At 43.3% G+C, this 24,826-nt stretch carries 30 protein-coding genes and 4 pseudogenes; 15 read left to right on the top strand and 19 right to left on the bottom strand.

All coding sequences use genetic code 11. The annotated features are described in order from the left end of the window. Positions 1-46: 46 nt before the first annotated feature. The 5 genes and pseudogenes from JCM19037_RS24210 to JCM19037_RS09470 form a co-directional block, all read right to left on the bottom strand. Positions 47-942, bottom strand: a pseudogene (locus JCM19037_RS24210) (transporter substrate-binding domain-containing protein). Between the two features lie 254 nt (positions 943-1,196). Next, positions 1,197-1,463, bottom strand: a complete 267-nt coding sequence (locus JCM19037_RS09485) for a hypothetical protein (RefSeq protein ID WP_042400306.1) — start codon at positions 1,461-1,463, stop codon at positions 1,197-1,199. Then, entirely contained in the window at positions 1,433-1,657 is a 225-nt protein-coding gene (locus tag JCM19037_RS09480; RefSeq protein ID WP_042400303.1) for a hypothetical protein, read from the bottom strand. The genes JCM19037_RS09485 and JCM19037_RS09480 overlap by 31 nt, the downstream gene beginning before the upstream one ends. 1 nt (position 1,658) lies before the next feature. Further along, positions 1,659-2,228, bottom strand: a complete 570-nt coding sequence (locus JCM19037_RS09475) for a GNAT family N-acetyltransferase (RefSeq protein WP_042400377.1) — start codon at positions 2,226-2,228, stop codon at positions 1,659-1,661. A gap of 100 nt (positions 2,229-2,328) precedes the next feature. Beyond that, positions 2,329-2,526 carry a cold shock domain-containing protein gene (locus JCM19037_RS09470; RefSeq protein ID WP_042400300.1) on the bottom strand — a complete coding sequence of 66 codons (198 nt, stop codon included), beginning with the start codon at positions 2,524-2,526 and terminating at the stop codon, positions 2,329-2,331. A gap of 302 nt (positions 2,527-2,828) precedes the next feature. On the opposite strand from JCM19037_RS09470, the gene JCM19037_RS09465 reads away from it, so the two are divergent. From JCM19037_RS09465 to JCM19037_RS30010, 3 genes and pseudogenes are all read left to right on the top strand, one after another. Then, positions 2,829-4,562, top strand: coding sequence for a carbon starvation protein A (locus tag JCM19037_RS09465; protein ID WP_042400297.1), 1,734 nt, complete (start codon positions 2,829-2,831; stop codon positions 4,560-4,562). 11 nt (positions 4,563-4,573) lie between these two features. Beyond that, entirely contained in the window at positions 4,574-4,837 is a 264-nt protein-coding gene (locus JCM19037_RS09460) for a cory-CC-star protein (protein ID WP_042400294.1), read from the top strand. A gap of 21 nt (positions 4,838-4,858) precedes the next feature. Beyond that, positions 4,859-5,676, top strand: a pseudogene (locus JCM19037_RS30010) (ArsA family ATPase). A 161-nt stretch (positions 5,677-5,837) separates the two neighbouring features. Here JCM19037_RS30010 and JCM19037_RS09450 read toward each other — a convergent pair. From JCM19037_RS09450 to JCM19037_RS09445, 4 genes and pseudogenes are all read right to left on the bottom strand, one after another. Continuing rightward, positions 5,838-6,451 (bottom strand): annotated as a pseudogene (locus JCM19037_RS09450) (spore coat protein). Between the two features lie 63 nt (positions 6,452-6,514). Next, positions 6,515-6,673 carry a cupin domain-containing protein gene (locus tag JCM19037_RS27135; RefSeq protein WP_238544641.1) on the bottom strand — a complete coding sequence of 53 codons (159 nt, stop codon included), beginning with the start codon at positions 6,671-6,673 and terminating at the stop codon, positions 6,515-6,517. Beyond that, on the bottom strand, positions 6,661-6,810 hold the full coding sequence (locus tag JCM19037_RS27130) for a hypothetical protein (protein WP_238544640.1): 150 nt from the start codon (positions 6,808-6,810) through the stop codon (positions 6,661-6,663). Before JCM19037_RS27130 ends, JCM19037_RS27135 begins: the two co-directional genes overlap by 13 nt. Beyond that, positions 6,785-7,564: a YqcI/YcgG family protein gene (locus JCM19037_RS09445; RefSeq protein WP_052363747.1), complete on the bottom strand. Its 780-nt coding sequence runs from the start codon at positions 7,562-7,564 to the stop codon at positions 6,785-6,787. The genes JCM19037_RS27130 and JCM19037_RS09445 overlap by 26 nt, the downstream gene beginning before the upstream one ends. Before the next feature lie 109 nt (positions 7,565-7,673). Between JCM19037_RS09445 and JCM19037_RS09440 the strand changes: the two genes are divergently transcribed. Together JCM19037_RS09440 and JCM19037_RS09435 are read left to right on the top strand one after the other, a co-directional pair. Then, on the top strand, positions 7,674-8,153 hold the full coding sequence (locus JCM19037_RS09440; protein WP_052363746.1) for a LysE family translocator: 480 nt from the start codon (positions 7,674-7,676) through the stop codon (positions 8,151-8,153). Between the two features lie 294 nt (positions 8,154-8,447). Beyond that, entirely contained in the window at positions 8,448-8,696 is a 249-nt protein-coding gene (locus JCM19037_RS09435) for a hypothetical protein (RefSeq protein WP_042400292.1), read from the top strand. Between the two features lie 65 nt (positions 8,697-8,761). Here JCM19037_RS09435 and rarD read toward each other — a convergent pair whose 3' ends face one another. Then, the gene (gene rarD / locus JCM19037_RS09430) at positions 8,762-9,676 is read right to left on the bottom strand and encodes an EamA family transporter RarD (RefSeq protein ID WP_042400290.1); all 915 of its coding nucleotides are present in this window, start codon (positions 9,674-9,676) and stop codon (positions 8,762-8,764) included. Positions 9,677-9,789: 113 nt separating this feature from the next. Here rarD and JCM19037_RS09425 point away from each other — a divergent pair, with 113 nt between their 5' ends. The 3 genes from JCM19037_RS09425 to JCM19037_RS24200 are packed head-to-tail and all read left to right on the top strand — an operon-like array spanning position 9,790 to position 10,409. After that, positions 9,790-10,011 carry a DUF1659 domain-containing protein gene (locus JCM19037_RS09425; RefSeq protein WP_042400289.1) on the top strand — a complete coding sequence of 74 codons (222 nt, stop codon included), beginning with the start codon at positions 9,790-9,792 and terminating at the stop codon, positions 10,009-10,011. A 29-nt stretch (positions 10,012-10,040) separates the two neighbouring features. Next, a complete protein-coding gene (locus tag JCM19037_RS09420) occupies positions 10,041-10,271 on the top strand; it encodes a DUF2922 domain-containing protein (RefSeq protein ID WP_042400287.1) in 231 nt (76 codons plus the stop codon). 12 nt (positions 10,272-10,283) lie between these two features. Continuing rightward, positions 10,284-10,409, top strand: coding sequence for a YvrJ family protein (locus JCM19037_RS24200; RefSeq protein ID WP_081829189.1), 126 nt, complete (start codon positions 10,284-10,286; stop codon positions 10,407-10,409). A gap of 1,177 nt (positions 10,410-11,586) precedes the next feature. On the opposite strand, the gene JCM19037_RS09410 is transcribed toward JCM19037_RS24200, so the two are convergent. Continuing rightward, complete coding sequence (locus tag JCM19037_RS09410; RefSeq protein WP_042400280.1) at positions 11,587-11,931, bottom strand: general stress protein; 345 nt, start codon at positions 11,929-11,931, stop codon at positions 11,587-11,589. Between the two features lie 124 nt (positions 11,932-12,055). Between JCM19037_RS09410 and JCM19037_RS27125 the strand changes: the two genes are divergently transcribed. The 5 genes from JCM19037_RS27125 to JCM19037_RS09395 all read left to right on the top strand — a co-directional run bounded on the left by JCM19037_RS27125 (position 12,056) and on the right by JCM19037_RS09395 (position 14,985). Beyond that, positions 12,056-12,469 (top strand): hypothetical protein, encoded by a 414-nt coding sequence (locus tag JCM19037_RS27125; protein WP_238544639.1) that lies wholly within the window; start codon positions 12,056-12,058, stop codon positions 12,467-12,469. Beyond that, positions 12,381-13,631 (top strand): S9 family peptidase, encoded by a 1,251-nt coding sequence (locus JCM19037_RS09405; protein ID WP_255357883.1) that lies wholly within the window; start codon positions 12,381-12,383, stop codon positions 13,629-13,631. Before JCM19037_RS27125 ends, JCM19037_RS09405 begins: the two co-directional genes overlap by 89 nt. Further along, on the top strand, positions 13,559-13,834 hold the full coding sequence (locus JCM19037_RS28410; RefSeq protein ID WP_255357882.1) for a S9 family peptidase: 276 nt from the start codon (positions 13,559-13,561) through the stop codon (positions 13,832-13,834). Before JCM19037_RS09405 ends, JCM19037_RS28410 begins: the two co-directional genes overlap by 73 nt. A 90-nt stretch (positions 13,835-13,924) precedes the next feature. Next, positions 13,925-14,314: a FixH family protein gene (locus JCM19037_RS09400; protein ID WP_052363745.1), complete on the top strand. Its 390-nt coding sequence runs from the start codon at positions 13,925-13,927 to the stop codon at positions 14,312-14,314. A gap of 80 nt (positions 14,315-14,394) precedes the next feature. Further along, entirely contained in the window at positions 14,395-14,985 is a 591-nt protein-coding gene (locus tag JCM19037_RS09395; RefSeq protein WP_307189774.1) for a lytic transglycosylase domain-containing protein, read from the top strand. 108 nt (positions 14,986-15,093) lie between these two features. On the opposite strand, the gene JCM19037_RS09390 is transcribed toward JCM19037_RS09395, so the two are convergent. Together JCM19037_RS09390 and JCM19037_RS09385 are read right to left on the bottom strand one after the other, a co-directional pair. Beyond that, entirely contained in the window at positions 15,094-16,035 is a 942-nt protein-coding gene (locus JCM19037_RS09390; RefSeq protein WP_042400277.1) for an NAD-dependent epimerase/dehydratase family protein, read from the bottom strand. A 41-nt stretch (positions 16,036-16,076) separates the two neighbouring features. Beyond that, a complete protein-coding gene (locus JCM19037_RS09385) occupies positions 16,077-17,258 on the bottom strand; it encodes a glycine C-acetyltransferase (protein ID WP_042400369.1) in 1,182 nt (393 codons plus the stop codon). Between the two features lie 242 nt (positions 17,259-17,500). Here JCM19037_RS09385 and JCM19037_RS09380 point away from each other — a divergent pair, with 242 nt between their 5' ends. Further along, positions 17,501-17,983 (top strand): flavin reductase family protein, encoded by a 483-nt coding sequence (locus JCM19037_RS09380; RefSeq protein WP_042400274.1) that lies wholly within the window; start codon positions 17,501-17,503, stop codon positions 17,981-17,983. 13 nt (positions 17,984-17,996) lie between these two features. Here the strand turns inward: JCM19037_RS09380 and JCM19037_RS09375 are convergent, their stop codons facing one another. The 5 genes and pseudogenes from JCM19037_RS09375 to JCM19037_RS09355 all read right to left on the bottom strand — a co-directional run bounded on the left by JCM19037_RS09375 (position 17,997) and on the right by JCM19037_RS09355 (position 23,486). Further along, positions 17,997-19,436 (bottom strand): MDR family MFS transporter, encoded by a 1,440-nt coding sequence (locus tag JCM19037_RS09375; protein WP_081829188.1) that lies wholly within the window; start codon positions 19,434-19,436, stop codon positions 17,997-17,999. Beyond that, positions 19,429-20,831: pseudogene (locus tag JCM19037_RS09370) on the bottom strand (DHA2 family efflux MFS transporter permease subunit). The gene JCM19037_RS09375 and the pseudogene JCM19037_RS09370 overlap by 8 nt, the downstream one beginning before the upstream one ends. Positions 20,832-20,862: 31 nt before the next feature. Next, a complete protein-coding gene (locus JCM19037_RS09365) occupies positions 20,863-21,750 on the bottom strand; it encodes a TetR/AcrR family transcriptional regulator (protein WP_042400271.1) in 888 nt (295 codons plus the stop codon). A 190-nt stretch (positions 21,751-21,940) separates the two neighbouring features. Further along, on the bottom strand, positions 21,941-22,435 hold the full coding sequence (locus tag JCM19037_RS09360) for a nitroreductase (protein WP_238544638.1): 495 nt from the start codon (positions 22,433-22,435) through the stop codon (positions 21,941-21,943). Positions 22,436-22,550: 115 nt separating this feature from the next. Then, complete coding sequence (locus tag JCM19037_RS09355) at positions 22,551-23,486, bottom strand: rhodanese-related sulfurtransferase (RefSeq protein ID WP_042400364.1); 936 nt, start codon at positions 23,484-23,486, stop codon at positions 22,551-22,553. Between the two features lie 416 nt (positions 23,487-23,902). On the opposite strand from JCM19037_RS09355, the gene JCM19037_RS09350 reads away from it, so the two are divergent. After that, complete coding sequence (locus JCM19037_RS09350) at positions 23,903-24,280, top strand: hypothetical protein (protein WP_042400268.1); 378 nt, start codon at positions 23,903-23,905, stop codon at positions 24,278-24,280. Positions 24,281-24,306: 26 nt separating this feature from the next. Here the strand turns inward: JCM19037_RS09350 and JCM19037_RS09345 are convergent, their stop codons facing one another. Continuing rightward, a complete protein-coding gene (locus JCM19037_RS09345; RefSeq protein WP_042400264.1) occupies positions 24,307-24,738 on the bottom strand; it encodes a hypothetical protein in 432 nt (143 codons plus the stop codon). Positions 24,739-24,826: the final 88 nt, after the last annotated feature.

The following is a 24,826-nucleotide window of genomic DNA, read 5'->3' as shown; positions in this document are numbered from 1 at the left end:
CATTTAACGTCCACCGTGCTTTATCAAAACGTCATCGATGCTTTACTTACTCTTCATCGTCTTCTTCGTCTTCAGCGCCAGCACCACAACGTTCTTCCGTCGTCACACCTTCAACGACATTGTCTTCACTAAAGCCGAATTCTTCAAGAATGGCAACAAACTCATCGGTACCTTGTAATTCTGCAAGTGCTTCGTTATACGCCTCGCGTAGATCGTCATCATCATCTCTAAATAAAGCAGCACCGTAAGCAATTTGTTCTTCCCCACCAATAACAGGGTTTGTGAAATTCTCCGGTTGTTCAATCAAATCTGCGTTCGCTGTCTCCATCGCCGAGTTCATCGTTGCATCTGTCATAACCGTCACGTCGGCATCACCAGACTCAACGGCAGCAATGTTTCCAGGAATATCATTTGCGGGCAGAATATCGAGATCAGCATCCGGGTCTAGACCTTGTTCTTCAGCGATGTCTTCAAGAAATCCAACTTGGTTCGCACCAGACATGACTGAGATGGTTGCTCCCGCTTCCACTGCATCTTCATAACTGTGTAAGTCCATAGGATTTCCCGCTGCTACGGCCATGCCTTCACCGTAGCTGTATTCTAGCTCACCGAAAGAGGCGTTATCACAACGCTCAGGTTGCACATCCATCCCCGCTGTAACAACATCATAGTTCCTGCATTCAAACTTGGAATTAAGTTGTCCCAGTCTGAAACTTCAGCATCTACAACTTCAACATCCATTCGTTCAAAGACCGCTCTTGCAATCTCAGCACTAGCTCCTGTAGCTTCATCCGTACTAGTATCTATGTATCCGTACGGCTCCTCATTCGCTACACCAAGCGTAACACCATTGTCTTGATAGTCTTCAAGAGAAGAGCCACCACATGCGGCAAGGATCAACGCTGAAAATGCAGTGACGCTCACAACTCCGAATTTTCTCATTCGTCAATTTCCCCCTAAGATTCTTATTATTTCTATTATACGTTATCACTACGCGGTCATTCGCCTGAATATGCAAATGACCGTAGCTTTTACTTATCTTATCACATATAAAAAATGGTTCAAACTTCCTTATTCTTTGATATTATCGCAACATTATTCGACATTAACGAAAAAAAGCCGTATTAAGAAATAATATCAGAGTATCTTACGATTGATCCTTATATCTCTTATATACGACCTTTTGTCAGAATTTATTACAAGCTACGTTCTTTCATCATCCGCTTATACCTGGAATGCACGTTAAAATTGACGATAATTAACGCGAGCGGATAAATGACAGGTAGCGCAAGAGCTTGTTCATCGACATTGATTACATCAAACTCTTCTAAAAGTCCGATGACAATAAGCGCAATTCCAACGAACCACAAACTTACCCGAAAGCTCACTCGGTAGTCATGGTAAGACTCGGGCGCGATCGTTTGTTCAAAGGCTAGCACTTGGCGGTACTTCGGGATAACCATCGCAATAATTGGCCGCTTGCTCGCCCCTTCAATGATTGCCCAACCAATAAAGATAACCCTAATAGTGGGACAGCGACAGAAAATGCCATCACATCAAACGCGATTAAATACAAAAAATAAGCCACTGTGAATAGCACACTCACAATAGCGTGATCCCACTTCTTCCATTTTAAATAGTCATTTGTTTCCATCATACTAAAGCGTCCCCTTTAATTGTTCCTGCTGCTCAATCCACGATGATTTAAGAAGACTGTATTGATAAAGGTCATGGTAATGGTCATACAGCCATTCGCCGTCTCTTACAATCCCTTCTAGTTCAAACCCTAGGCGTTTTGGGATGCCTTGACTCTCATAATTCTCTACACCACAGTTAATTTGAATTCGATTTAATTGATATTCTGTAAACAAAATGTCGGTACATTTCGCCACTGTCTTCGTCATAATGCCATTGCCTATCGCATCTTTTTCTAGCCAGTAACCTAGGGTCGTCTTTTTGCTTCCCCAATCGATGTCATGCAAACCGACCATCCCGACAAACTTACCGTGATGACGAATAGCGGCATTAAACCCCCGACCTTCTGCGAACTGCTGGAGCCAGGCAGTTATAATGGGCTCATAATCATATGCACTCTTTACTTGATCAACCCACGGAAGCCAGCGTCTCAAGTGACCACGGGCGCGCTGTACACACGCATACAAATCATTGGCATGGTGCATCTCAATGAGATGCAGATGGAGGTTCTTCTCTACTTCAACTTGAAACAATCTCATTCACCGCTGCCTCTCCATTAGATAATATGTACATTCAACATAAAAGAAAAGAAGCAGCTACAATCTTGCAACCGCTTCCATCCAAGTTCGTATTCTATTGACGCACAACGTTAGCCGCTTGTGGGCCTCTGTCGCCTTCAACGATTTCAAATTCTACGGTTTCTCCGTCATCTAGTGTCTTAAAACCTTCCGTTTGAATGGCAGAAAAATGTACGAATACATCGTCTCCATCTTCACGTTCAATAAATCCAAATCCTTTTTCTGCGTTAAACCACTTTACTGTGCCTTTCATTTTAAAGGCCTCCTTACTATTAAATCTCAAGTGAAACGGTGTGAAACAACTATCCAGGATCTACTGCATATCCAATACATCTAAGCAGAGGCCTTTCAAATTCCAACACTGCCATCACTCAATCACCTACAAATTACCATGTTTCTTCCTAAATTGCAACTATATTTTTCTAAAAATTTCATTGATTCGGTGAAATTCACTTTCTTTTTTAATGAATTATAAAAATTCTCTATATATTTTAACAGATTGCCTTTATACTAATGGCAAGCGCTTACACATTATTAATAAAGGAAGTGATTGCTTTGCCGGGTATCGTACTTGCGCTCATCGGTATGGTCGTTTTTGCATTAGGTTATCGGTATTATTCTAAATTTATTGCAGAGCGTATTTACCGCCTCGATCCGAATTTCCGAACACCTGCGCATGAATTTAATGACGGTGTTGACTTTGTGCCGACGAAGAAGTCAATTGTTTGGGCTCACCACTTTACATCAGTAGCCGGTGCTGCCCCAATCTTAGGACCAGCGATTGCAGTGTATTGGGGATGGCTGCCTGCTTTTCTATGGGTCGTGCTTGGCACTGTATTTGCAGCAGGTGTGCACGACTTCGGTTCCTTAGTGTTATCAGTGCGTAATAAAGGGCAATCGATTGGAACGATTGCTGAGAAGTTAATTGGTAGACGTGCAAAGTTATTGTTCCTTTTCATTATTCTTATACTCGTCCTCATGGTTAACGCTGTATTTGCTTGGGTTATCGCCAACCTATTTGTCACTTTCCCAGCAAGCGTATTGTCGATTTTCATTCAAATTCCGCTCGCACTCATTATCGGGGTTTACATTCATCGCAAAACGAAAAGCATGTTGCTTCCGTCCATTGTTGCGCTCGTCGTCATGTATGGCTCAGCCGTGCTCGCGAGTGAAATTCCGGCGTTGCAGATTGATCTTGTCCAATATTTTGGTGGAGAAGGTGCAACGTTTATGTTTGGAATGGACGCTGTATCTCTCGCGTTTCTCGTCTGGATTGCCATATTAATGGTTTACGTCTACATAGCCTCAACACTACCGGTGTGGAAATTACTTCAGCCAAGAGATTACATTAATGCGCAACAGCTCGTCATTGGACTGATTATTTTGTACGCAGGACTTTTTATCACCAACCCAACAGTCACTGCTCCTGCGACACGTACAGTCGACGATGTTTCTTGGTTGCCGCTCCTCTTTATTACGATAGCTTGTGGCGCGATTTCAGGTTTCCACTCACTCGTTTCTTCTGGTACGTCATCAAAGCAATTGAACAACGAAAAAGATGCGAGAGTTGTAGGTTACCTAGGAGCCGTAGGTGAAGGGGTACTCGCACTCATTTCCATCATTGCGGTTGTTACACTCTTCTCATCTGCCAATGAATTTACAGCTGCATATAGTAGTTTCAATGTAGCAAATGCCGATGGATTAACGAACTTCATTATGGGTGCAGGGGTGTTAGCCTCAGGTCTTGGTATTCCTGAGGGAATGGCGCAAACCATTGTTGCGGTGATCGTCATTAGCTTTGCAGCAACAACGCTAGACACAGCCGTTCGGCTCATGCGTTACATCATCTCTGAAATTGCAGCAGAGTATAAAGCCTATGCACTAACGAAGAAGCATGTAGCCACTTCAATCGCTGTAGGTTCCAGTGCTTTACTCGTCCTTATCCCAGGAGATGATCGCGGATTCGGCGCAGGAGGTTATCTACTATGGCCATTGTTTGGTACGTCTAACCAATTGCTAGCGGGTATTGCCTTACTATTAATTACCATTTGGTTACGAAGACTTGGTCGAAATTATCTCGTCACGCTCATTCCGATGATCTTCTTGCTCGTTATGACAATGTATGCAATGATTCTACAAATTACAACAGAATGGCTGTTTACAAGACCCGATGGTGATCTACTCTTATTTGTTCTCGGTTCAATTATCTTCGTGTTTGCTGCCTGGATTTGTATTGAAGCAATCACACTATTTAAAAACGAAAAACCTCGTCGAGACCTCGACGTATAGTAGGTGATTTTATGACTTTTGTTTCAAAGATGAAGCAAGCATTCGCTTGGTATGATGAAGTTTTAAGACTTCCCCATCGTGCTGAGGTCAAACGTGAGTTGCGCGAAGAAGATGACCTATTTCATCTTCTTTGCTTCTCAGAGTTGCTTGGCTTGCCGAATCCCGTCTCGTATTACACACTGGAATTATATCCTGAGATGATTGAGAATTTTCATGAATGGCATTTGCGTATGGGAATGGAAAAGTCTCCATTGGATAACATTCGGTGCTGCTAAACAGAGATAGAGGTGAAAGTGATGTCAAACGATCAGATCATTTTCTTTGGAGGGAAAGGTGGCGTTGGGAAATCAACGTCATCTTCTGCGTATGCATTGGCGCGAGCTTCAGCTGGCGAACGCGTGCTTCTTGTTTCTACAGATCCAGCCCACAATTTGCAAGATTTATTTAACAAACCGATCGGGAATACGATTACACCCCTTGAAGGCAATTTGTTCGGTTTGGAAGTTCATGCCCCAACCGAAGCAAAACGATATATAGCAGGTGTAAAAGAAAATTTAAAAAACCTCGTTCATTCTCATCGAATCCCTGAGGTTCATCGACAAATTGATTTGGCTGCACAGTCGCCAGGCGCTGACGAAAGCGCACTGTTTGACCGGTTAGTGTCGATCATTTTAGATGAAACAAAGAATTTCAGCCGCATTGTTTTTGATACGGCTCCGACTGGCCACACCCTGCGGTTGCTCACGTTGCCAGACTGATGAGTGCCTGGATTAATGGGATGCTTAAACGCCGGAAAACGGTGACTGATAACTATAGCACTTTGCTCAATGACGGAGAACCGGTGGAGGATCCGATATATCAAACTCTTATGGAAAGAAAACAGAAGTTTTCTTCAGCACGGACGATTCTTCTTGATCGGACAAAAACCCAATTCGTCTATGTGCTTACACCAGAGAAATTACCCATTGAAGAGACGACGCGGGCTGTTGAACAACTCGCACAACATCAAATGAATGTACATACCATCGTCGTCAATAAATGTATGCCTGAAGGTGTCGACTTGCCCGCCTTTTTCTCAATCGAAAACAACAAGAGGATTATTATCGTACGCTAATCGACGATCGCTTTAAAAGCCAAAGACGCATTTACGTTCCCTTACAAGATTCAGACATTTCATCAGTCGAAAACCTAAAACAAATCGCTAACTATTTCCCTTAAAACAAACGCCCCAAATGCTTGTGTAAAACACAACATTTGGGGCGTTTGTTTTTCATGTTAATGAGGGGGATTGGTACCCGTTTGCATTTTAGTGTTACTCGTCGTAAAGCTATTAAGCATCTGATTCATATCTTGACCATTCAGTTTAGGTACTTGGTAATATCCGTGTTTATTTTGATATAAGAAGATATCATACGCCATTTCAATAAGGTCTGGCACGCTATCTGCGATGACTCTTCGAAATACCGGGTTCGTCACTTCTGGAGCTGCCATAGCAAAAAGCGAGCTCGTTGACTTGATCAGTCCGAGCATGTGGGCAGAAACCCCCGTTTCTTTCACTTCACTCAAGTTAGCATTCGGTTTCTTCGGCGCAGACGGCGTGATGCCGTACGTGACCGTATGAGATTGTGTCATCGCATAAGGCTTGATGTCTGTTGTTGGTTTTTGACCCGTAGAAAAAGCTTCTACCATCGATTATACTGCGCTGTTAAATAGTCGTACTGCCGCTCAAGAATATCAAGCAATTGTTGATCTTTTACGTATGGTTTAAAGATCATATACTGATCCAACACGTTAATCATGCCTGCCAGCATCTCATGGCCATCAAAAAGTTCATGACCACCGTGGTTGGTCATTGCCGATGTATCGTTTGGCTGTTGTTCACCTTGCATAGAAACGCCTCCTTCTCATTTCCTCATAGTATGAAGAGAGGCGAGCTAATTCATGCACAATTATTACGATTTAAGCACAGCGATGACATACGTGCAACCATTCGGGCCAGCTTTTGAAGAGTGAGGCGTATTTCTTTTTAACGAGAGGCGGTCTCCTTTAAAGCAAGTAAATGGCTCACCATCAATATAAAACGTGATTGAACCACGAATCACATGGAGCAATTCATCAGACGGATGCGTATGAGCTCGTGTTCGTGATGAGGTAAGTCTCGCTGAACTTCTACCGACCCTGTCTGACAAGATGGCAAAAGATCAGAAATTACATGGTCAAGCTTAACGACTTCCGTAGCTGTTTTCATTCACGCTTCCCCCTTTATAATGGAACGGACATTTGCTTTTTTGTTCACGATTGTCTTCGCCAAGAAAATACTGCTTCCATTCTCTTCCTCCAGGTTCTCCGTACCATTTTAAGTCTGGATGAGGTAGCGTCTCATCATAGTTTTCAAGGTGATGCCGCACAAGGCTTTGAATATGACGCCCTCGCTTCGTCGTACCATCAATGTCATCAAATACCCACCTCGGCTGAAAGGTAAGCATAAACGTTTTTGCTGATCTGCTTTTTCTTTTCACATGGGCAGGGGTATTGCAAACGACAAACAGTGGCTCACCTGCGTAGCTAAACTCCCATAAAGGTTCACTCGGATGAACATCAACCTCTTTTGGCCATTCGCTTTCGTCAATGGTATGCAGGCGTTGCAACACATTCCAAAACTCTTCTTCGTATTCCGCGAGGTTCTTCGTTTGTTCATCTGGCTCAAAAAACGCAACAAATGATGTGTTTCTACCATACGTGCGACTCGATTGAACGTAATGAGTCAAACGAGAGGCTAAATGCGTCAAGTTGTGACGATCATGATGAGGAACAAAGCAAAATTCCAATTCGCCCATTTTCAACCCGTGCACACCGAGTACACACGGAAACACCAACTCATCGTCGAGAAGATCCCCACAAAAGCCACGAAATACCTCGCGCTCCCACCCCGATGCTGATTTGTCCAGGTAATAATCTTCTGCTTGCTGTACGGTAGACAGCTGAATAAGACCTACCTCCATTCTTTCTGTAATCCATACATATGTACGGCAATATTTATAACTTATGTATTGACAAGCCTCTTATTTCATACAGTGATACATAGGGACAAGGATGTAGGGAGGAAAGGCAATGGAATTGTTTCTCGTATTCAAAATGATGATGCTCGGGGTAAGTTTAGCGGCACCGGTCGGCCCAGTGAATATTGAAATGATTAAACGAGGCATTCATGGAGGGTTTTTCCCTTCTTGGTTAACAGGGTTAGGTGCAATGACCGCTGATGTATTGTTCCTCGTATGCATCTACTTCGGCATGACTGCATTTATTTCGCAACCAGCGGTAGAAGTTACGATTACGCTCATCGGCGTTGTGTTACTGTCCTACTTGGCGTGGTCAGCATTTGCGACAGGTATGAAAGGTAACATTCTCCAAAGTATGCAACAACGTCACATCGGCGGGTCTTCCTCGTTTTTCACTGGGTTTGGAATGGCGCTGTTTAACCCGATCAATTTCGTGTTTTGGTTTGGAATCTTCGGTTCGACATTATCTGGCATCGCCATTTTTCATTATCAGAAGTATTGCTGTATAGTTTTTTTATTATATTTGGTGTGATCCTCTGGAATTTAAACATTGCACTAACTGTACATTTCTCCCGACATTTAATCAATGATGGAACCTTCGCGGCCTTATGTTTGTGTGTAGTATTGTTCTCGTTTACTTTGCTGTTGACATGACGCTTCGCCTCATTTAACTGCCCAAAAATCAACAACCTCTCAGGAAGTGCGACAAAATACTAATATTCGACAAAAAAACACTAAAATTTCCTATTATTTATTACAAATTCTAATTTTTTTCTACGGTTATATTATTTAGAATTAAGAAAAGAACTTGAAAGGAGTACAAGCCATGGAAGACAAACTCTCAAAATTCGAACGAATTGCCAAAAGAAGAACGGAGGAAACCGTAAAAAAGATTCGCTTAATCGGTAACCTCTCCAACCGCAATAATTATGAATATACTGAGGAGCACCTGGATCGAATTTTTGCCGCACTTGAGAATGAACTAAAAGCAGCAAGACGTAAATTCCAAGGCCATACAAGTTCACCAGACTTTCAAATGTCTTTCGATCGGCAAGCTCGCAAGAAAACAAGCTAGTTATGAATGATTAAACCTTGATTCTCTACATTTGGAGATCAAGGGTTTTTATCTGTTATCAAAAGTTAATGTTGAACGCCAGGCGAAAACCTAATGCGAAACCGCGAATAAGAAAATAATAAAAGCCCTACCCAGATCATTGCAAAAGAAATGAGTTGAATCGTACTAAATGGCTCTTGAAAGATAAATACACCGATGATGAGCATAAACGTTGGCGCAACATACTGCAAGATACCAATTAAAGAGAAGGTAATCCGTTTCGCCCCGACAGCAAATAATAGTAAAGGAAGTGCTGTTGCTAACCCACCACCTATTAATACAATCGACAACATCGGATCCGTTGTCACAGAAAAACTACTCGTTCCTTGAAATGAAAGCCAAGCCAAAAAACCTAATGCGAACGGTGTCACGAGTAATGTTTCAATCGTTAATCCACTGAGTGCACCAATTGGTACAAGCTTTTTGATGAGTCCGTAACCACAAAAACTTAAGGCAAGAACAAATGCTGCCCAAGGAAAGTAGCCATAATAGACGGTCATAATTAAGACGCCTACGACTGCAAAAAGAACGGCGATGATTTCTTTCTTTGCTAATTTTTCATTTAGGAAAATTGTAGCGAGCAATACATTCATCAATGGATTTATGTAATAGCCAAGACTTGCCTCAATAACACGGTCTGTGTTGACAGCAAAGATAAATACAAACCAATTTATTGAAATGAGTATTGCTGCTGCACTAATCGCCATCGCTGTTTTCTTTTTACGAAACACACTGGCAATTTCTTTCAACGTGGTCGTTCCTTTACCTATTGCCAAAAGTAAGATCACCATAAAAAGTAGCGCCCATACGACTCGATGAGCAAGGGTTTCCATCGGGGCAGCTGCTTCTGTCATCTTCCAGTATAACGGCAAAAGTCCCCACAATACGTAGGCGACCAATGCAGATCCTGCACCTAATGCTGCTTCTTTGTTGTTATGCATCTCATCCTCCCCATTTCCCTACCCATTTTACGCTTATTTCAAAAATTTGCACACAATCACCCTCCCCTTTTCTTCTATTTCAAACGATCTCTAACATGAAGGAGGTGATACGAATGCAACCTGCAAATACAATGGTGGAACTACGGTTTCTAGAAGACTTTACAGAAGAAGGTGAAGAGATTCACTTCGTCCGTCGCATGAACAATGTCAAAGCTTCTGCAACAGATGGTGCTGTTCGCACGGTCATGTTATCTTTTTCAGAGCTTACCGAACTGCCTCTCGTCGCAGCTATTCGACGAAATGATTACGATTTATTGCAACAACAAAATGATTAATTAATGCTCACTTGAAAGGAGAGTACGTGATGACTGAAAATCTTGAATTGCGATTTCGCAACAGCGAGAACCGCATGAGCACGTTGTCCATTCCTGAACCCGCGCACACATTAACTGCCGAGCAGTTAGAAATGACTATGAATACGATCATTGAAGAAAACGTATTTACGTCTAGTGGCGGGGATTTGGCTACAATTGTTGATGCACGCATTGTGACAAGAACAGTGGAACCGTTGTTCGAAGCGACCAACGAGCAATAGAAAGGAAATAGAATGATGGATGAATGGCTCCCACTTCTTTTAAACCATGGATTTGCGGCAGTTGTCGCATTTTACTTGCTGCATCGAATGGAAAAGAAACTAGACCTATTAATCTCCGCAGTATGTAACTCCTCGTAAAAAGTGGCTGCCCACTATTTAAGGCCCGATCACTGAAAAACGGATGACCCGTAACTGGGCATCCGTTTTTCAGTGTGGTCACAGACTTCTCAGAACACCATTAGAAATAGTGATTTCCTTATTAAGAAGGTGACACCCTCTCATCCACTCCTAGTTAACCAACGCCTTGTTTAAACGCCTACGAGACGTCGGCATGATTCATGCCGACGGAAGTTCGGTTTATCTTCGGCACCTACGGTGCCGATGGTTTCTTGCCCTCTAGGTTTATGTGAATAAACAGAGTTGAAGTTCGGTATTGGTCGCTGTTAGTCACAGATAAGCGGTAATGTTTTTGAGGTGATCTAGATCGTGCGTCTCCTATTCATCCCCAAAAATAAGCGATCAGCGCCACCGCCGGTGCTGAAATTAGTGAAAAACGATCTATATAGAATGAACTTAACATTTTCCTGATTGCGTAGTTGGGTTGGAGGGGAGCGCGGTGCTATTTTGCGCGCAAGTTTGTCTAGTTTAACGATTTTGGCGCTCATTCCGCTTAACTCCTGCGCAGTTTGTTCCAACTAAAGCGCAGATTCCAGGCTTAAGTGCCAACGACACGTCGGCCCCGGCGGGGCCGACACGAAACCGCACTCGGTTCGGCGCGAACCGCGCCGACGTCTTGTAGGTACTTCGAGGCGGGGATGTATACATGACCCGGTGATCTGTTACCGAGTTTGCTCATTCTGTTACCGAGTTTAGGAAAATATATCGCTTTTCCTGCGATTTTCCTAAACTTGAGAACAGTTCGGTCGCAACTCGAGCACAGTTTCCACTTTACCGAGCTACTCATTGGTTCTTAAAGAAATCCTCTCGCTCAACATATAAGAATCGAGTGTCTCCTAAAATTCCCCAAATGTTTTTTTCTAGTCGTTAAAGGTAGCGTTGTATTCTTTCATGTCAGCGGCTCAAGCCAGTATTGCTCCATTGATTCAATGAGGCAGTGAACGTGACTGTTTGTATTATTTTTTCCTTAAATATTTAAAGATCCTCATGTATAGAGCGACTCCTCTCTACCTAACTTTCACCCGCTTTTAAACCGTATTTAGCTTTTTACAGTGATAAGATTCAACTCCAATGAAAAAAGCCTAACAGAGCTCATGGCTCTGTTAGGCTTTTTCTCTATTCTTTACATGTGTTTAGCTTAGAGCGACACTCCTGCAGGTGCATCTTTGACGACGACGATCACTGCGCCTTTGTCTAGTTCACCTTCTAGGTTGTTAGCTTCGGTTTCTGAAAAACCTAGCTCTTGGAATTGTGCACGTAATTCGTCACCTTTTTTGCGGAACACATTCTTTACAGAAGTAGTTAGTCCGGTTTCGCTCATGCCTACAGTTTCGGCATCGGCACGATTAGCGACACGCTTTGTATGATCGTCGTCGTGGGTGAGTACATATATTTGGTCTTCTTCTACTTTTTCTTTGAGTTGATCAATTGCTTTTACTGCTTCATCATCATTCATAAATTCTTTATATACAGGTGCTGTCATTGTTATCATCTCCTTAGTACAACTCTTCCCACTCAAACTCCTTCTAAAACATATAAAAAAGCAGGATTTTCTTCAGCGATCAAGAAATTTACAGGTGGTAAAAAAAACGACAAGAGGTGACAATATGTTTTCTTTTCCAAAGCCGAGTTATGAACAGTTTTTCCATACGTATCCGATCCAAACGTTCGCGGTATCTCGCGATGAAAAAAAGTTAATGTACTCAACAAATGTGAGCGGTTCATATGAAGTTTGGCGTATGAATTTGTCCAATTGCTTCTCTCAACCGATTACTTCGATTGGTCAAAGCAATTTTGGCATGACGTTTTCTAAAGACGGACAGTCGTTAATTACGTCATTTGATAACGACGGAGATGAAAATGCACAAATTTATGCCCTTCCCGAAAGTGTGGAGAACTCCTTCCTCTTCTTACTGGTGAAGCGACCGGTTTATGATTGGGGAATTAACAGACGACGGCAACACCTTATACTATACAACGACGAAAGACAATTCAACGTTTCTAAACATTTGTTCATATGATCTCGTTACGGGGAATCATAACGTCATGATTGAAGGTAAAGATGCGGCTCACATGTTTCTTACCGCCTCGAAATCTGGAAAAGTCGCGTACATGAAATTATTTGCAAACAGTCACTCCCCGGCCTTTATTCTCGCTAATGGCAAAACCATTCCGCTTGCAAATGACAGTGAACAATCGCATAACGTAGCGGGTGGACAATTCATCGGAGAAGATACATTTTATTACTTAACGAATGAAGGGTCTGAAACGAGTGATCTAGTGAAGATCGACGTTACGACCGAAAAGATCGAGAAGTTAACCGATGAGCCTCACGAAGATTTTACTTCTATGAGCTATGACAAACAAAAACAACTGCTTTATCTCGTATCTAGCTCTGGCGTTGAAGATACGCTTTACGTGTACGATATTCAAGCAAGCACGCTCGTTCAAACCGAACTGCCTGTAAGCATCGTCGAAAAACTGCACATCGGTGAGTCGGGGGCTCTCTACTTGCTCGGACGCGGAGCAACGTCGCCATTTAATTTGTATAGAAGACGTGAGAATGAAAAGTGGGCACCTTTGACGGAGTTCAGCATTCCAGGTATAGACGAGAAAGAATTGAGCGAGCCTGATGTCATTACCTATCGTTCATTCGACGATACAGAAATTGAAGCACTGTATTTTAAAGCTCACCGTGAGAACAACAACGGCAAGCTTGTCTTATGGCCACACGGCGGTCCACAAGCTTCGGAACGAAAATCATTTCGTGCGATGTTTCAAGCGATGACGTATGCTGGTTTTTCCATTATCGCTCCGAACTTTCGCGGGTCGTCTAATTATGGGAAAACGTTCATGAAGCTTGTGGAAGGTGATTGGGGTTACGGTCCACGTTTAGATAACGTCCACTGTCTAGATTATATGATTGAGGAATACGGCTACAAAAAAGGAGAGACCTTGCTCGTAGGCGGAAGTTATGGTGGGTATATGGCTCTCCTTCTTCACGGTAGACACCCCGAATACTTTAAAGCTGTCGTTGATATCTTTGGTGTTTCGAATTTGTTTAGTTTCTATCATTCTGTTCCAGAATTTTGGAAACCGATTATGAAAACGTGGATCGCGATCCTGAAACCGACAAGGAACGGTTTACGAGAGACTCACCGATTACTTATTTATCTTCTATGACGAAGCCGATGTTAGTCGTACAAGGGGCAAACGACCCTCGCGTCGTACAAGAAGAATCAGACCAGATTGTGGAAGCGTTGCGCGCGCAAGGGTCTGAGTTAGATTATCTCGTTCTTGACGATGAAGGACATGGCTTCTCGAAGAAAAAGAACGAAATTAATGTCACAAAAAAGATCAACGAATTTCTACTAAAATTCGTCTAACTACTTTAACTCCATGAAAATATGGTGAACAATTCGTTTACGACTTCTCCACACCTCCGAGATAAGGTAAGATAATGCTGAGGTGATGGTGTGTTAAAAAGAACAATACTCATTTTGACTATTGGACTGCTTACAGCTTGTAGTCAAGATACAGAAGAGCAACCTGAGCTTTCTACCGAACCGATCGAAGTTGACGTATTAAATGAAGCATCTGCAAGCGTCGGCGATGACGTAACTTTTGAAATTGAAGTAACACAAGCAGGTGACGGTGTGGAAGATGCCAACGAAGTCATCATTGAAGTGTGGACGGATGGCGAAAAAGAAAACAGCGCTATGGTGCCTGCAGAACATACAGAGAATGGCGTCTACACAGCTGATTTCACTTATGCAGAGCCTGCCCTCTACTATGTTCAGCCACATGTAACTGCTCGGGGTATGCATTCGATGCCTGTTCATGAAGTGGATGTATCTGACAATTAAGCGATACCGTGGACAACCTATGGCTTTGAGCGATATGATGGAATGAGTAGGAACGTGGAGCAAGTGAGGATGATGGAACGATGCCGAAGTCAAAACGCAAATCTAAACGTCTGTTACTATTTGGAATTCCTGCTGTCTTCACGATTTTAGCAGTAGGAGTCGTAAGTCTATTTTATTTCATCTCCAATGAGCAACAATTGGACCGTATTCTGAATGGATCAATATCGGGGTTTGCGCCGAATGAAATTCCTGCAGAATACATTCCGATCTACCAAGAAGCTGCCGATGAATTTGACATTCCTTGGGAGTTACTTGCAGCTGTTCACCGGGTAGAGACGCGTTTCTCAACGATGGATCCGATGGTTTCCCCGGCGGGTGCTGAAGGGCCAATGCAATTCATGCCTTGTACTTGGTTTGGTTGGAGTCACCCGACATGTGAAGGAAATGGCGCTGGAGAGATCCCAGCAAATGTACTCACTGACCCAGATCAAATTGATCTACATGGTGGGTATGGCATGGATGTTCAAGATAAAGGTGTTGCTGACCCTTGGGATCATGAAGACGCCATTTACGCCGCCGCAAGATACCTCGCGTCCAACGGCGCTGCGAACGGTGAGATTGAGGAAGCCTCTTCGCTTACAATCGCGCTGACTGGTACGTCGAGGAAGTGATTACGTACGTGGAGGCATATGATAATGATGGCTATGAGGTCATCGATTAGTTATAAAAACTGCAAAAAAATCCCGAGTTACGATAAGTTACTCGGGATTTTTGCTTTGTTAATTTGGTTTCACTTGTTTGAGCATATCGGCAGTCATTCGGTCCAAGTCATATTGAGGATTAAACCCGAACTCCTCTTTTGCAGCTGTCGGGTCGATATGATCTGGCCAACTTTCTGCAATCGCTTGACGAATCGGATCTACATCGTAGCTCAGTTCGAACTCAGGAATATGCTTACGAATGGACGACGCAACTGATTCCGGGTCTACACTCATCGCCGTGACATTGTAGGCATTTCGGTGAATCAAATCACCAGACTCAGCTTCCAGTAGACGCATTGTTGCACCAATAGCATCTGGCATATACATCATATCCAAATACGTGCCTCGATCAAGGAATGACGTGTAGCTCTTTTTCTTCACAGCTTGATAATAAATATCTACTGCATAGTCTGTCGTTCCACCACCAGGTGGGGTCAAATACGAAATAAGACCAGGAAAACGAAGACCACGTGTATCGACACCAAACTTCGTAAAATAATAATCACATAGAAGTTCACTTGCGACTTTACTCACACCATAAATTGACGTTGGTCGTTGAACGGTCACTTGTGGTGTATTGTTTTTAATCGTCGAAGGACCAAAAGCCCCTATACTGCTCGGAGTGAAAAATTTGCAGTTTTCTTCACGTGCTACTTCTAGACTGTTCATGAGGCCATTCATGTTGATGTCCCAAGCACGTTGTGGGTGCTTTTCAGCGTTAGCAGAGAGCATCGCAGCAAGATGAATAATCGTATCAACCTTGTGCTTCTTTACGATATCATGTAGTTTTTGACCGTCCATAATGTCTAACGTTTCAAAGACCGCACCCTCTCCAAATGCGCCCTCGCTGTACCGAATATCTGTTGCAACGACATTGTCTGTACCATACTTCTGCTGCAGTGCTGCTGTTAACTCTGATCCAATTTGACCAAGCGCACCCGTGAGTAGAATCTTTTTCATTTATGATGCTGGGCAATCAACGTCCGACTGCCCTTCCCCCTTTACACGTTTAATTCTTTTCCTAGCTTTTCGTACACTTGGAGTGCTTCGTCCAACTGCGCTTTCGTATGAGCGGCGGTTGGCATATTTCTAACCCTTCCTGTTCCTCTAGGAACGGTTGGGAACACGATTGATTTCGCGTAGATGCCTTCTTCCATCAACCGCTTGCTAAAGGTTTGCGTCTTGTTCTCATCACCAATAATCACAGGTGTAATTGGTGTTTTAGTCTCGCCAATTTCAAATCCGAGCTTTTTCAACCCATCCTGCAAGTATTTGGCATTCTCCCAAAGCTTCTCTTGCAGTTCTTTTGATTCCGATAAAATGTCGATGGCTTTAATGCATGCCGAAACATCAGCAGGACTTAGTGACGTCGAGAATAGGAACGGTCTTGATTGAACCTTGAGCCAATCAATGAGTGCTTGACTACCGGCTACGTAACCACCAACAACTCCGATTGCTTTTGATAACGTGCCCATTTGCATATCCACACGATCAGACAACCCGAAATGCTTAACTGTCCCTTTTCCATCGCCAAGCACACCAGAGCCGTGTGCATCATCGACGTAAGAGATCAAGCCGAATTCTTCAGCAATCTCAACGATTTCAGGCAGCTTTGCTACATCCCCATCCATCGAGAATACGCCGTCAGTAATGACCATAACTTTTTCGTATTCTTTTACGGCTTCACTTGCTTTTTGACGAAGATCTTCCATGTCACTATGATTGTAACGAATGATCTTCGCTTTCGATAAGCGGCAACCGTCAATAATGGATGCATGGTTCAACTCATCCGAAAGAATCGCATCGTTTTTATTCATTACTGCAGAAATGGCTGCCATGTTACAGTTGAAACCTGATTGATAGGCAATCGCCGCTTCTGTATGTTTGAACTGAGCCAACTTCTCTTCAAGCTCTTCATGGATCTTTAGTGTACCGTTAATCGTTCGTACAGCACCAGAACCGACGCCAAACTGTTCTACCGCGTTAACAGCTTCTTTCTTTAATCGCTCGTCTGTTGCCAACCCTAAATAGTTGTTTGAAGACAAGTTAATCATCTTTTTGCCATTCAATATAATCTCTGCGCCGTTTGCACCGTCCAACGGGTCAATGACATTATATAAACCTTTTTCTTTCAATTCATTTAATCCTTCATTCAAAAACGTGTGTAGCTTTTCGCTAGGCATGACTTCGCCTTCCTTTCTTAGCATATCCTACCCCTATCATACATGACTTCTTCGCAGGAATACACCGATTGACTTCAATATTGTTCTTCCCTAAAATAATCATTCAATTCTTACACTGAAGAGCTGATTACTCGCCTTTCGCACGCTCACTTGTTAGAATAACAGATGCGTACTTTTTATTTGAATCATCATACGTTAATAGTATAGATCTAATTTAGGTTGCAAATGAAGGAGTGTCTGACATGGACGATCATCTATTCCGTCGTGCGATGGCGAACTTTACAACAGGAATAACCGTTGTCACGACTGAAAATAACAGAGAGATTCACGGCATGACAGCGAATGCGTTTATGAGCATCTCATTAGAACCTAAACTCATTGCCATTTCTGTTGACCATCGAACGAACATGTACAAAAAAATAACCCAGTCGAAACGATTTGCTGTCAACATTCTCGACACGTCGCAAGAAGACATTTCGAAGTTGTTTGCAAATCAAGTTCCAGGTAAAGAGCAGTTTGCTTTTGCCGACTTTAACGGCTATCCCGTCATTCCAGAAGCGATGGTCCAGCTCTTGTGCACCACATACGATGAGGTAGAAGCTGGCGACCACACGATCTTTATTGGCGAAGTTCAAAACATGCAGTTAAACGACAAAGACGTTGAAGATCCACTCGTCTACTACCGAGGCGCATATCGTTCTTTGAATGAAAAACCACAGCAATAGCGCTGTGGTTTTTCTATTGATCTTTGTTCTTGAATTGAAAGGTGAGCACAAAACCGATTGCAGCCAACACCGACGCGATAATAAACGTCATGTTTACACCGTAAATGAGTGACTCGACTTCGCTCGCGTACGCGCTAACCGTGGCGGTTGTCATAATGGTGACAAACAGTGCCGTTCCAATTGATGAGCCGACTTGCCTTAACGTATTATTCATCGCCGTACCATGGGGGATGAGTACTCGTGGCAAGTCGTTAATCCCTGCGGTTGTAATCGGCATCATCGCCATTGCGGTTCCAACCATGCGAATGGCATACCCTACACTCAAATATGTGGCTGACGTGTCTGCCTGCAAATTCGTGAACATGACAGACGAGATAAAAATGAGAAACAACCCGGGTATCGCTAAGTACCTGACGCCGATTTTGTCAAACACTCGACCTGCAATCGGCGAAAGGATCCCCATCATGATGGCCCCAGGAAGTAGAATAAGCCCTGACTCAAACGCTGAAAAAGAATTCATATTCTGCATATAGATCGGCAAAATGGTTGCCGAACTAATCATGGATAGAAAGATAATAATTCCGATGAGCACCGAGAACGTGAAGGTGCGTGATTGGAATACGCGAAACTCAAGAATCGGTTGGTCCAAACGGAATTGTCTTCTGATGAACACGAATAGTGTTACAGCTCCGACGATAATTGGGACTAACACATTTAAACTTGTCCAATCGCCATCACCGGCAGAGCTGAACCCGAGCAGCAATCCACCAAAACCGAAAGTCGAATAGATGATGGAGCGAATGTCCAACTTTGGCTCGCGAATGGTCGCAATATTTTTCAAGAAAAAATACGCAAGAATTGTATTCACAATTCCGATAGGCAAAATGATCCAAAATAAGATTGACCAATGATGGTCTTCAACAAGCCATCCAGATAAGGTGGGCCCAATTGCCGGAGCAAATGAAATGACGAGCCCTGCCATCCCCATCGCACTTCCTCGCTTTTCAATAGGAAACAATAAAAGAAACGATGTTTGCATTAACGGCAACATGATTCCGGCTCCCGATGCTTGAATGACTCTTCCAACCATAAGCGTGGAGAATACCGGAGAAAGCGCACAGACGAGCGTTCCGAACACAAATAAACCCATTGCTGTCAAAAATAATCGACGAGTGGAAAATTTCTCAATAAGAAATGCTGTAATCGGAATCATAATGCCGTTTACAAGCATAAACACTGTCGTCACCCATTGCGCTTCATTCTCTGTAATATTTAAGTCACTCATTAGGTGAGGCAACGCCGTTGTCAGTAAAGTCTGATTTAATATCGCGACAAAAGCACCGATAAGGAGAACCGTAACGATCGGTGCTTTTTGATATGTTGCATTTGTTGATCTCCCATATGTAACTCCCCTCAACCGATACCATGAAGGCGCACCCTTTTGGCTACGCATTCATCGAGTCGCTCGGTTCAGTTGGTTTTCTTTTGAGCAAAAAGGCAAGCAGTAATCCAACAACGGAGAAGGACCCTGCAAGTAAGAAGGCTAAATTCACGCCGCGGACGGCCCCTTCCATTGAACCGTCTGAAACGGCCCCTTGGGTCATTACTGTAACGAGGAGTGCGGTCCCAATGCTCCCGCCACTTGTCTCATCGTATTGTTCATAGCCGTCCCGTGGGGGATTAATGAATTCGGCAAGTTGTTAATGCCCGCTGTTGTGACAGGCATCATACAAAGGGCAATCCCTAACATGCGCACAGTTGATACGAGCGTCAAGTATAGAAACGATGTGTCTGTCGAAAGTTGCGTGAGCATAAAGGTTGTCACTGTTATCATACCAAGACCAAGTAAAGATAGCGTTCTCGCCCCAATCCGATCAAAAATTCGTCCAGTGATCGGGGACATAATTCCCATTAAGATTGCTCCTGGTAAGAGCATAAGACCTGTTTCAAAAGCGGTAAACTCGTGCATATCCTGCATGTAAACAGGCAAGATGGTTTGAGATCCAATCATTGACATAAACACAATCATACCGATGATGGTCGTGAGTAAAAATACGGGATAGCGAAATACCCTGAATTCTAACACCGGTTGCGGGAGTTTTAATTGGCGAAGGATAAACAACGTCAATGTTACAACACCTATCACAACAGGGATGAGGAAGGTCGCACTCGCCCACCCTGCAGTACCTGCAGAACTAAACCCGTATAAAATTCCACCAAAACCAAATGAAGACAGAATAATGGATGTGATATCTAACTTCGGGTTTTTAAGAATCGATACATTTTCTAAACGCATGGCTGCCGCTGCAATCGTAATCAATGCTAATGGAAGAATGATCCAAAATAAAATTGACCAATGGTAAATGCCGACGAGCCAACCAGATAATGTCGGACCAATCGCTGGTGCAAAGGCAATGACGAGGCCGACCATTCCCATTGCTGACCCTCTTTTCTCAACGGGAAAAATGAGCAGCAATACCGTTTGCATAAGCGGCATCATGATTCCAGCTCCACCTGCTTGAATGACTCGGCCAGCGATTAATACTTCAAACGTAGGTGCAATTGCACAGACGAGTGTTCCGACTGCGAACAACCCCATCGCGACAAAAAACAACCTTCTTGTTGTATATTTCTCGATGAGAAAGGCGGTGATCGGGATCATTACACCGTTGACTAACATGAAGGCCGAGTTTACCCATTGTCCCATATCTGCTGTAATTCCGTAATCACGCATGATGTGGGGCAAGGCGGTCGTTAACAACGTCTGATTTAAGATCGCCATAAACGCAGCTGCCAAAAGGATGGCAACCATAGAACGAGTGTTCATTATTGATGACTGTGTACTCATGTTATTCCTTCTTTTCTTAAGTTAATACGGTCTATTCTTGAAAATGAGCGTGTTGCGCGGCAATGAGTTGTTGAAGGGTGTGGAGCTCTGACGATATCGAGACGGAGTCCGCGAGGTAGCGACCTAAAGACTCAATCATAAACTGTCTTGGATTGTCGTGAGTCGCTTCCTCAGTAAGCTTCGCCGCGGCATCGATAAGTTTGGAACGATCCTTTGCCGACGCTTCTCTTTCGACCGTGTCTTGGATGTGCCAACATAACGTACGTTTATGTGCTTCAATGCCTTCAAAGTCTTCATCGAATCGATACGTTGCGTAATCATTCATCATCTCTTCAGAGAGCAATGCTTGATTGGTAAACTGCACAGGTGCAGCCGCCTCAACAAACTCGACGACTTTATGTGCAACGTCATGTGAGTTTAAGGATTTATGTTCATCAACCATTAGACTTGTGTACTCTCGTAATGTCCCTTGAAACATGACAACAAGGTCCCATAAGTTTCCACGATAACTTCCTTTATACATCTGTTCTAAACTGTCATAATGCCAATTCATCAGAAGCGCACGGGTCCGTTTGAACATCGACATAAGCTCAGCATTTTTCTTCGGCGGTGCCGTCCGCAAAACGAGGTGCATGAACGGGCGATGCTCTTTCGTCGACTCTAATTCAGAAACAATTTTTTCGATAAGCTGTTCTCGCGGTGATTTTTGTGGATCAACTTGTAGCGTTGTTGCTCTTAGTAACATTTGCTCCAAGTTGTATTCAAACGCCTGAAGGAGCAGATCTTCTTTCGATGCAAAGTACTTGTACAGTGATGCCTTTGATATTCCACAATTCTCAGCAATGGATTGCATCGAGGTGTTGTAGTATCCGTCTATTGAAAACCGATGAAGTGATTCTTTAATGATTTTATCTTTCATCTTATCTCACTCATTCATGTGCTGACTTATCGGTTTTATGAAAACCGCTCAGTTTTAATGCTATCCTACACGGTGAACGGCTGTCAATTTATTTATTTCTACATACGAAGTAGTTTATCTTCGACAAAAAACGGGAAGTGCGGATCAATGTTGATCCGCACTTCCACGCCTTTCGTTAAGCTTACCTATATTACGATTCAATACGCTCGATTTCTTCATGAATATACGTCGTTTTCGCTTCATGAGGGACACGCTTGCCTGACTTTTCTTTGTCGGACTTCGGAAACCCTAGATAGATAAATCCAACGATATTGCCGCCTTCAGAGAGGTTGTAGAAATCACGTACTTTCTTATGATACATTGGTTTGCCTGAGCGCCAAATCGCTCCTAGCCCGAGTGCGTGAGCGGCAAGCAACATGTTTTGGGCGGCTGCATGCGCAGCTGCGTACTCTTCAATCTCAATCACTTTTTCTTTCGTGCTCGGCTCCACGGCAACCGTAACGACAATCGGTGCACGGAACGGTTTGTTCTCTGTGCTCTCAAGCTTCTCCAAATCTTTATCAGAAAGCTCGTCGTCCATTTTTTCTCGGGCAATGCTGCGAAGTACTTTGCCGAGAGAACGCCTTCCTTCGCCTGTATGCACGAAGAATTTCCACGGTTCGGTTTTATAGTGGGAAGGTGCCAAGTGCCTGCTTCAAGAATTCGCTTTAACGTTTCCTTATCGACAAGTTCATGTGGGTCAACTTTCCCTACGCTTCTTCTCGATTGAATCGCTTCAAAAACATCCACACCGATTCCTCCTAGTAAGCTTCTTTCGCTGCATACGTGTCTTTAATTTGCGGCCAGCGGTTGCGCGGATGTTCTTTACATTCGCTCGAACAAGCCGCTTGTTCTTTTTCTTCACACGCTGTGCAACATACATATTGCCGGTTACATTCAGGGTTGGAACAATTGATATAGCGATCTTCTGTTGTCCCACAATGGTGACAGCTCGCAATCACGACATCTTCATCGGTATGATTGGCTTGGACAGAAATTCTCTCATCAAACACGTACAGCTTTCCGTCAAACAAACGACCCTGAACCTCTTCATCTTGACTATAGTTCACGACGCCACCGTGCAGCTGTGACACGTCTTCAAACCCTTTTTCCATGAGAATGCCAGTCAGTTTCTCACAACGAATCCCGCCAGTACAATAAGTGACGACACGTTTATCTTTAAGATCGGCCAAGTTTTCATCAATCCACTCCGGAAATTCTCTCGAAGAATTCACTTCCGGTTTAATGGCGTTACGAAAGTGACCAATTTCATATTCATAGTCATTACGCCCATCAATGACAATCGTATCTTCGTCAAGAAGCGCATCATGAAATTCTTTCGGACTTAAATACTTGCCCGTTTTATCATTAGGACTTACCTCAATTTCTTCATCTAAACGCCACGTAACAAGCTCTTGCTTTGGACGCACGAACATCTTCTTAAATGCATGTTCCTCGACGTCGTCTATTTTAAACCACATATCATGAAAACGTTCATCGGACTTTACGCGTTCCATATATTCATCCGTTTGCTCAACCGTACCCGATACGGTCCCGTTTATACCTTCAGGTGCGACGATTATTCTACCTCGCAACCCTAACTCTTTACAAAACTGTAAATGTTCCTCTGCATACGTTTCATAATCTGGCAGATCAACATATTTGTAATACAACAATACACGATAGTCTTTACTCATCGTTTTTCCCTCCGAATGTACATCTTGCAGTGATGTCATTGTACCCCTGGGTGGGGTCAAACCTGTATTATTATATCAGAAAAACCATAACAATTCATGGTAGCCACCTCAAAAAGTGCATCAGTCACTTCACGGGCTAAGAGGTTCCGTAACTCGGACCGTGTTTCACACGTGTTCGCTTCATGTTCAGCCGATTTGTCACAATCCAGTGACATGTTAAACTAGGTGTACACAACAAAAAAATCCCTGAACGGTTTGTAAAGGAATTTTTTCATCCATATTCCACACATCCGTTATACTGGAGGAAACGCATTCGATAAATCTCCACCTCATTCCTGATCGCATAACCTAACGGGTGTCGCCATGGACGATTCATACGAAAAATCTAACTACTATAGATTACCGGGGGTAGCGCTATGAATAAAAAAGCAGTCCTATCGATCGTGCTCGTCGTCTGCTTTGCTGGATTATTATTTGGGTACAATGTAACGAGTGAACCGTTACCTGATCATATTACAGAACCTTACTTGTTTATTGAGTATAGCGATCAACCCGGTATGAGACACCCAGTGGATACTGTGCAAAATGAACATCTCCACGAAAAACACCCTATGGGAGTCGTATCTACATACGGTCGGATAAATCCAGATTCTGGTGAAGGAACGTTCTACATCTCTTATCAAACGTTCAATGCGCTAGAAGAAGATTTAGATGATGTTCTCACCATATTGGACGAGGAGTTTGAAGACAGCGAATCTTGGTCGTATGAAATTGTCGGTGAGAGTGGAGACTAACGGAATTTAACTTACTCGTCGAACCGCTATTCCCAATGAAAATCAGCATTTTCAATTTGCTGGATTAAATTATCATCGGCATCGGTCGCTGCATAATTATTATGCGCGATGAAATATACGCCATTTTCATAGATCGTCCACAGAGTAGTTATATTATCTTCGTCGTTTCGAAACACAAATTCATATAAATAATCCCCTCTAGGTTCATCGGTGAGAATGATGTCTACATCACCAATCTGCTGTAGAAAATTGACCAGTTCCTCTTGATTACGTACACGCTTCTCTGAATCCATATCAATTAGTTGTATGTCGTCAAACGGGCCGAATGACTCTTCTGTCTCCTGAAGTTCATCTGCGATCGTGCTTTGTCGATTCATGTCCCAAAACCAAATATATATCGCTGACGCAATTAACAACACTATGAAACTTGGCGTTGCACGTTTGATAAATCGAATCATTTTACGACCTCCTCAGTGTAAAGATCGATGCATGTGCATAGTGCCAGCCCACTCCTGCAATATTCTCCAATATAAACCGCTTTTCCTT

The organism is Geomicrobium sp. JCM 19037 (genome assembly GCF_000698105.1).
Taxonomy (GTDB): Bacteria; Bacillota; Bacilli; order Bacillales; family Marinococcaceae; genus Geomicrobium_A.
This window is presented reverse-complemented; position numbering and strand designations above follow the sequence as displayed.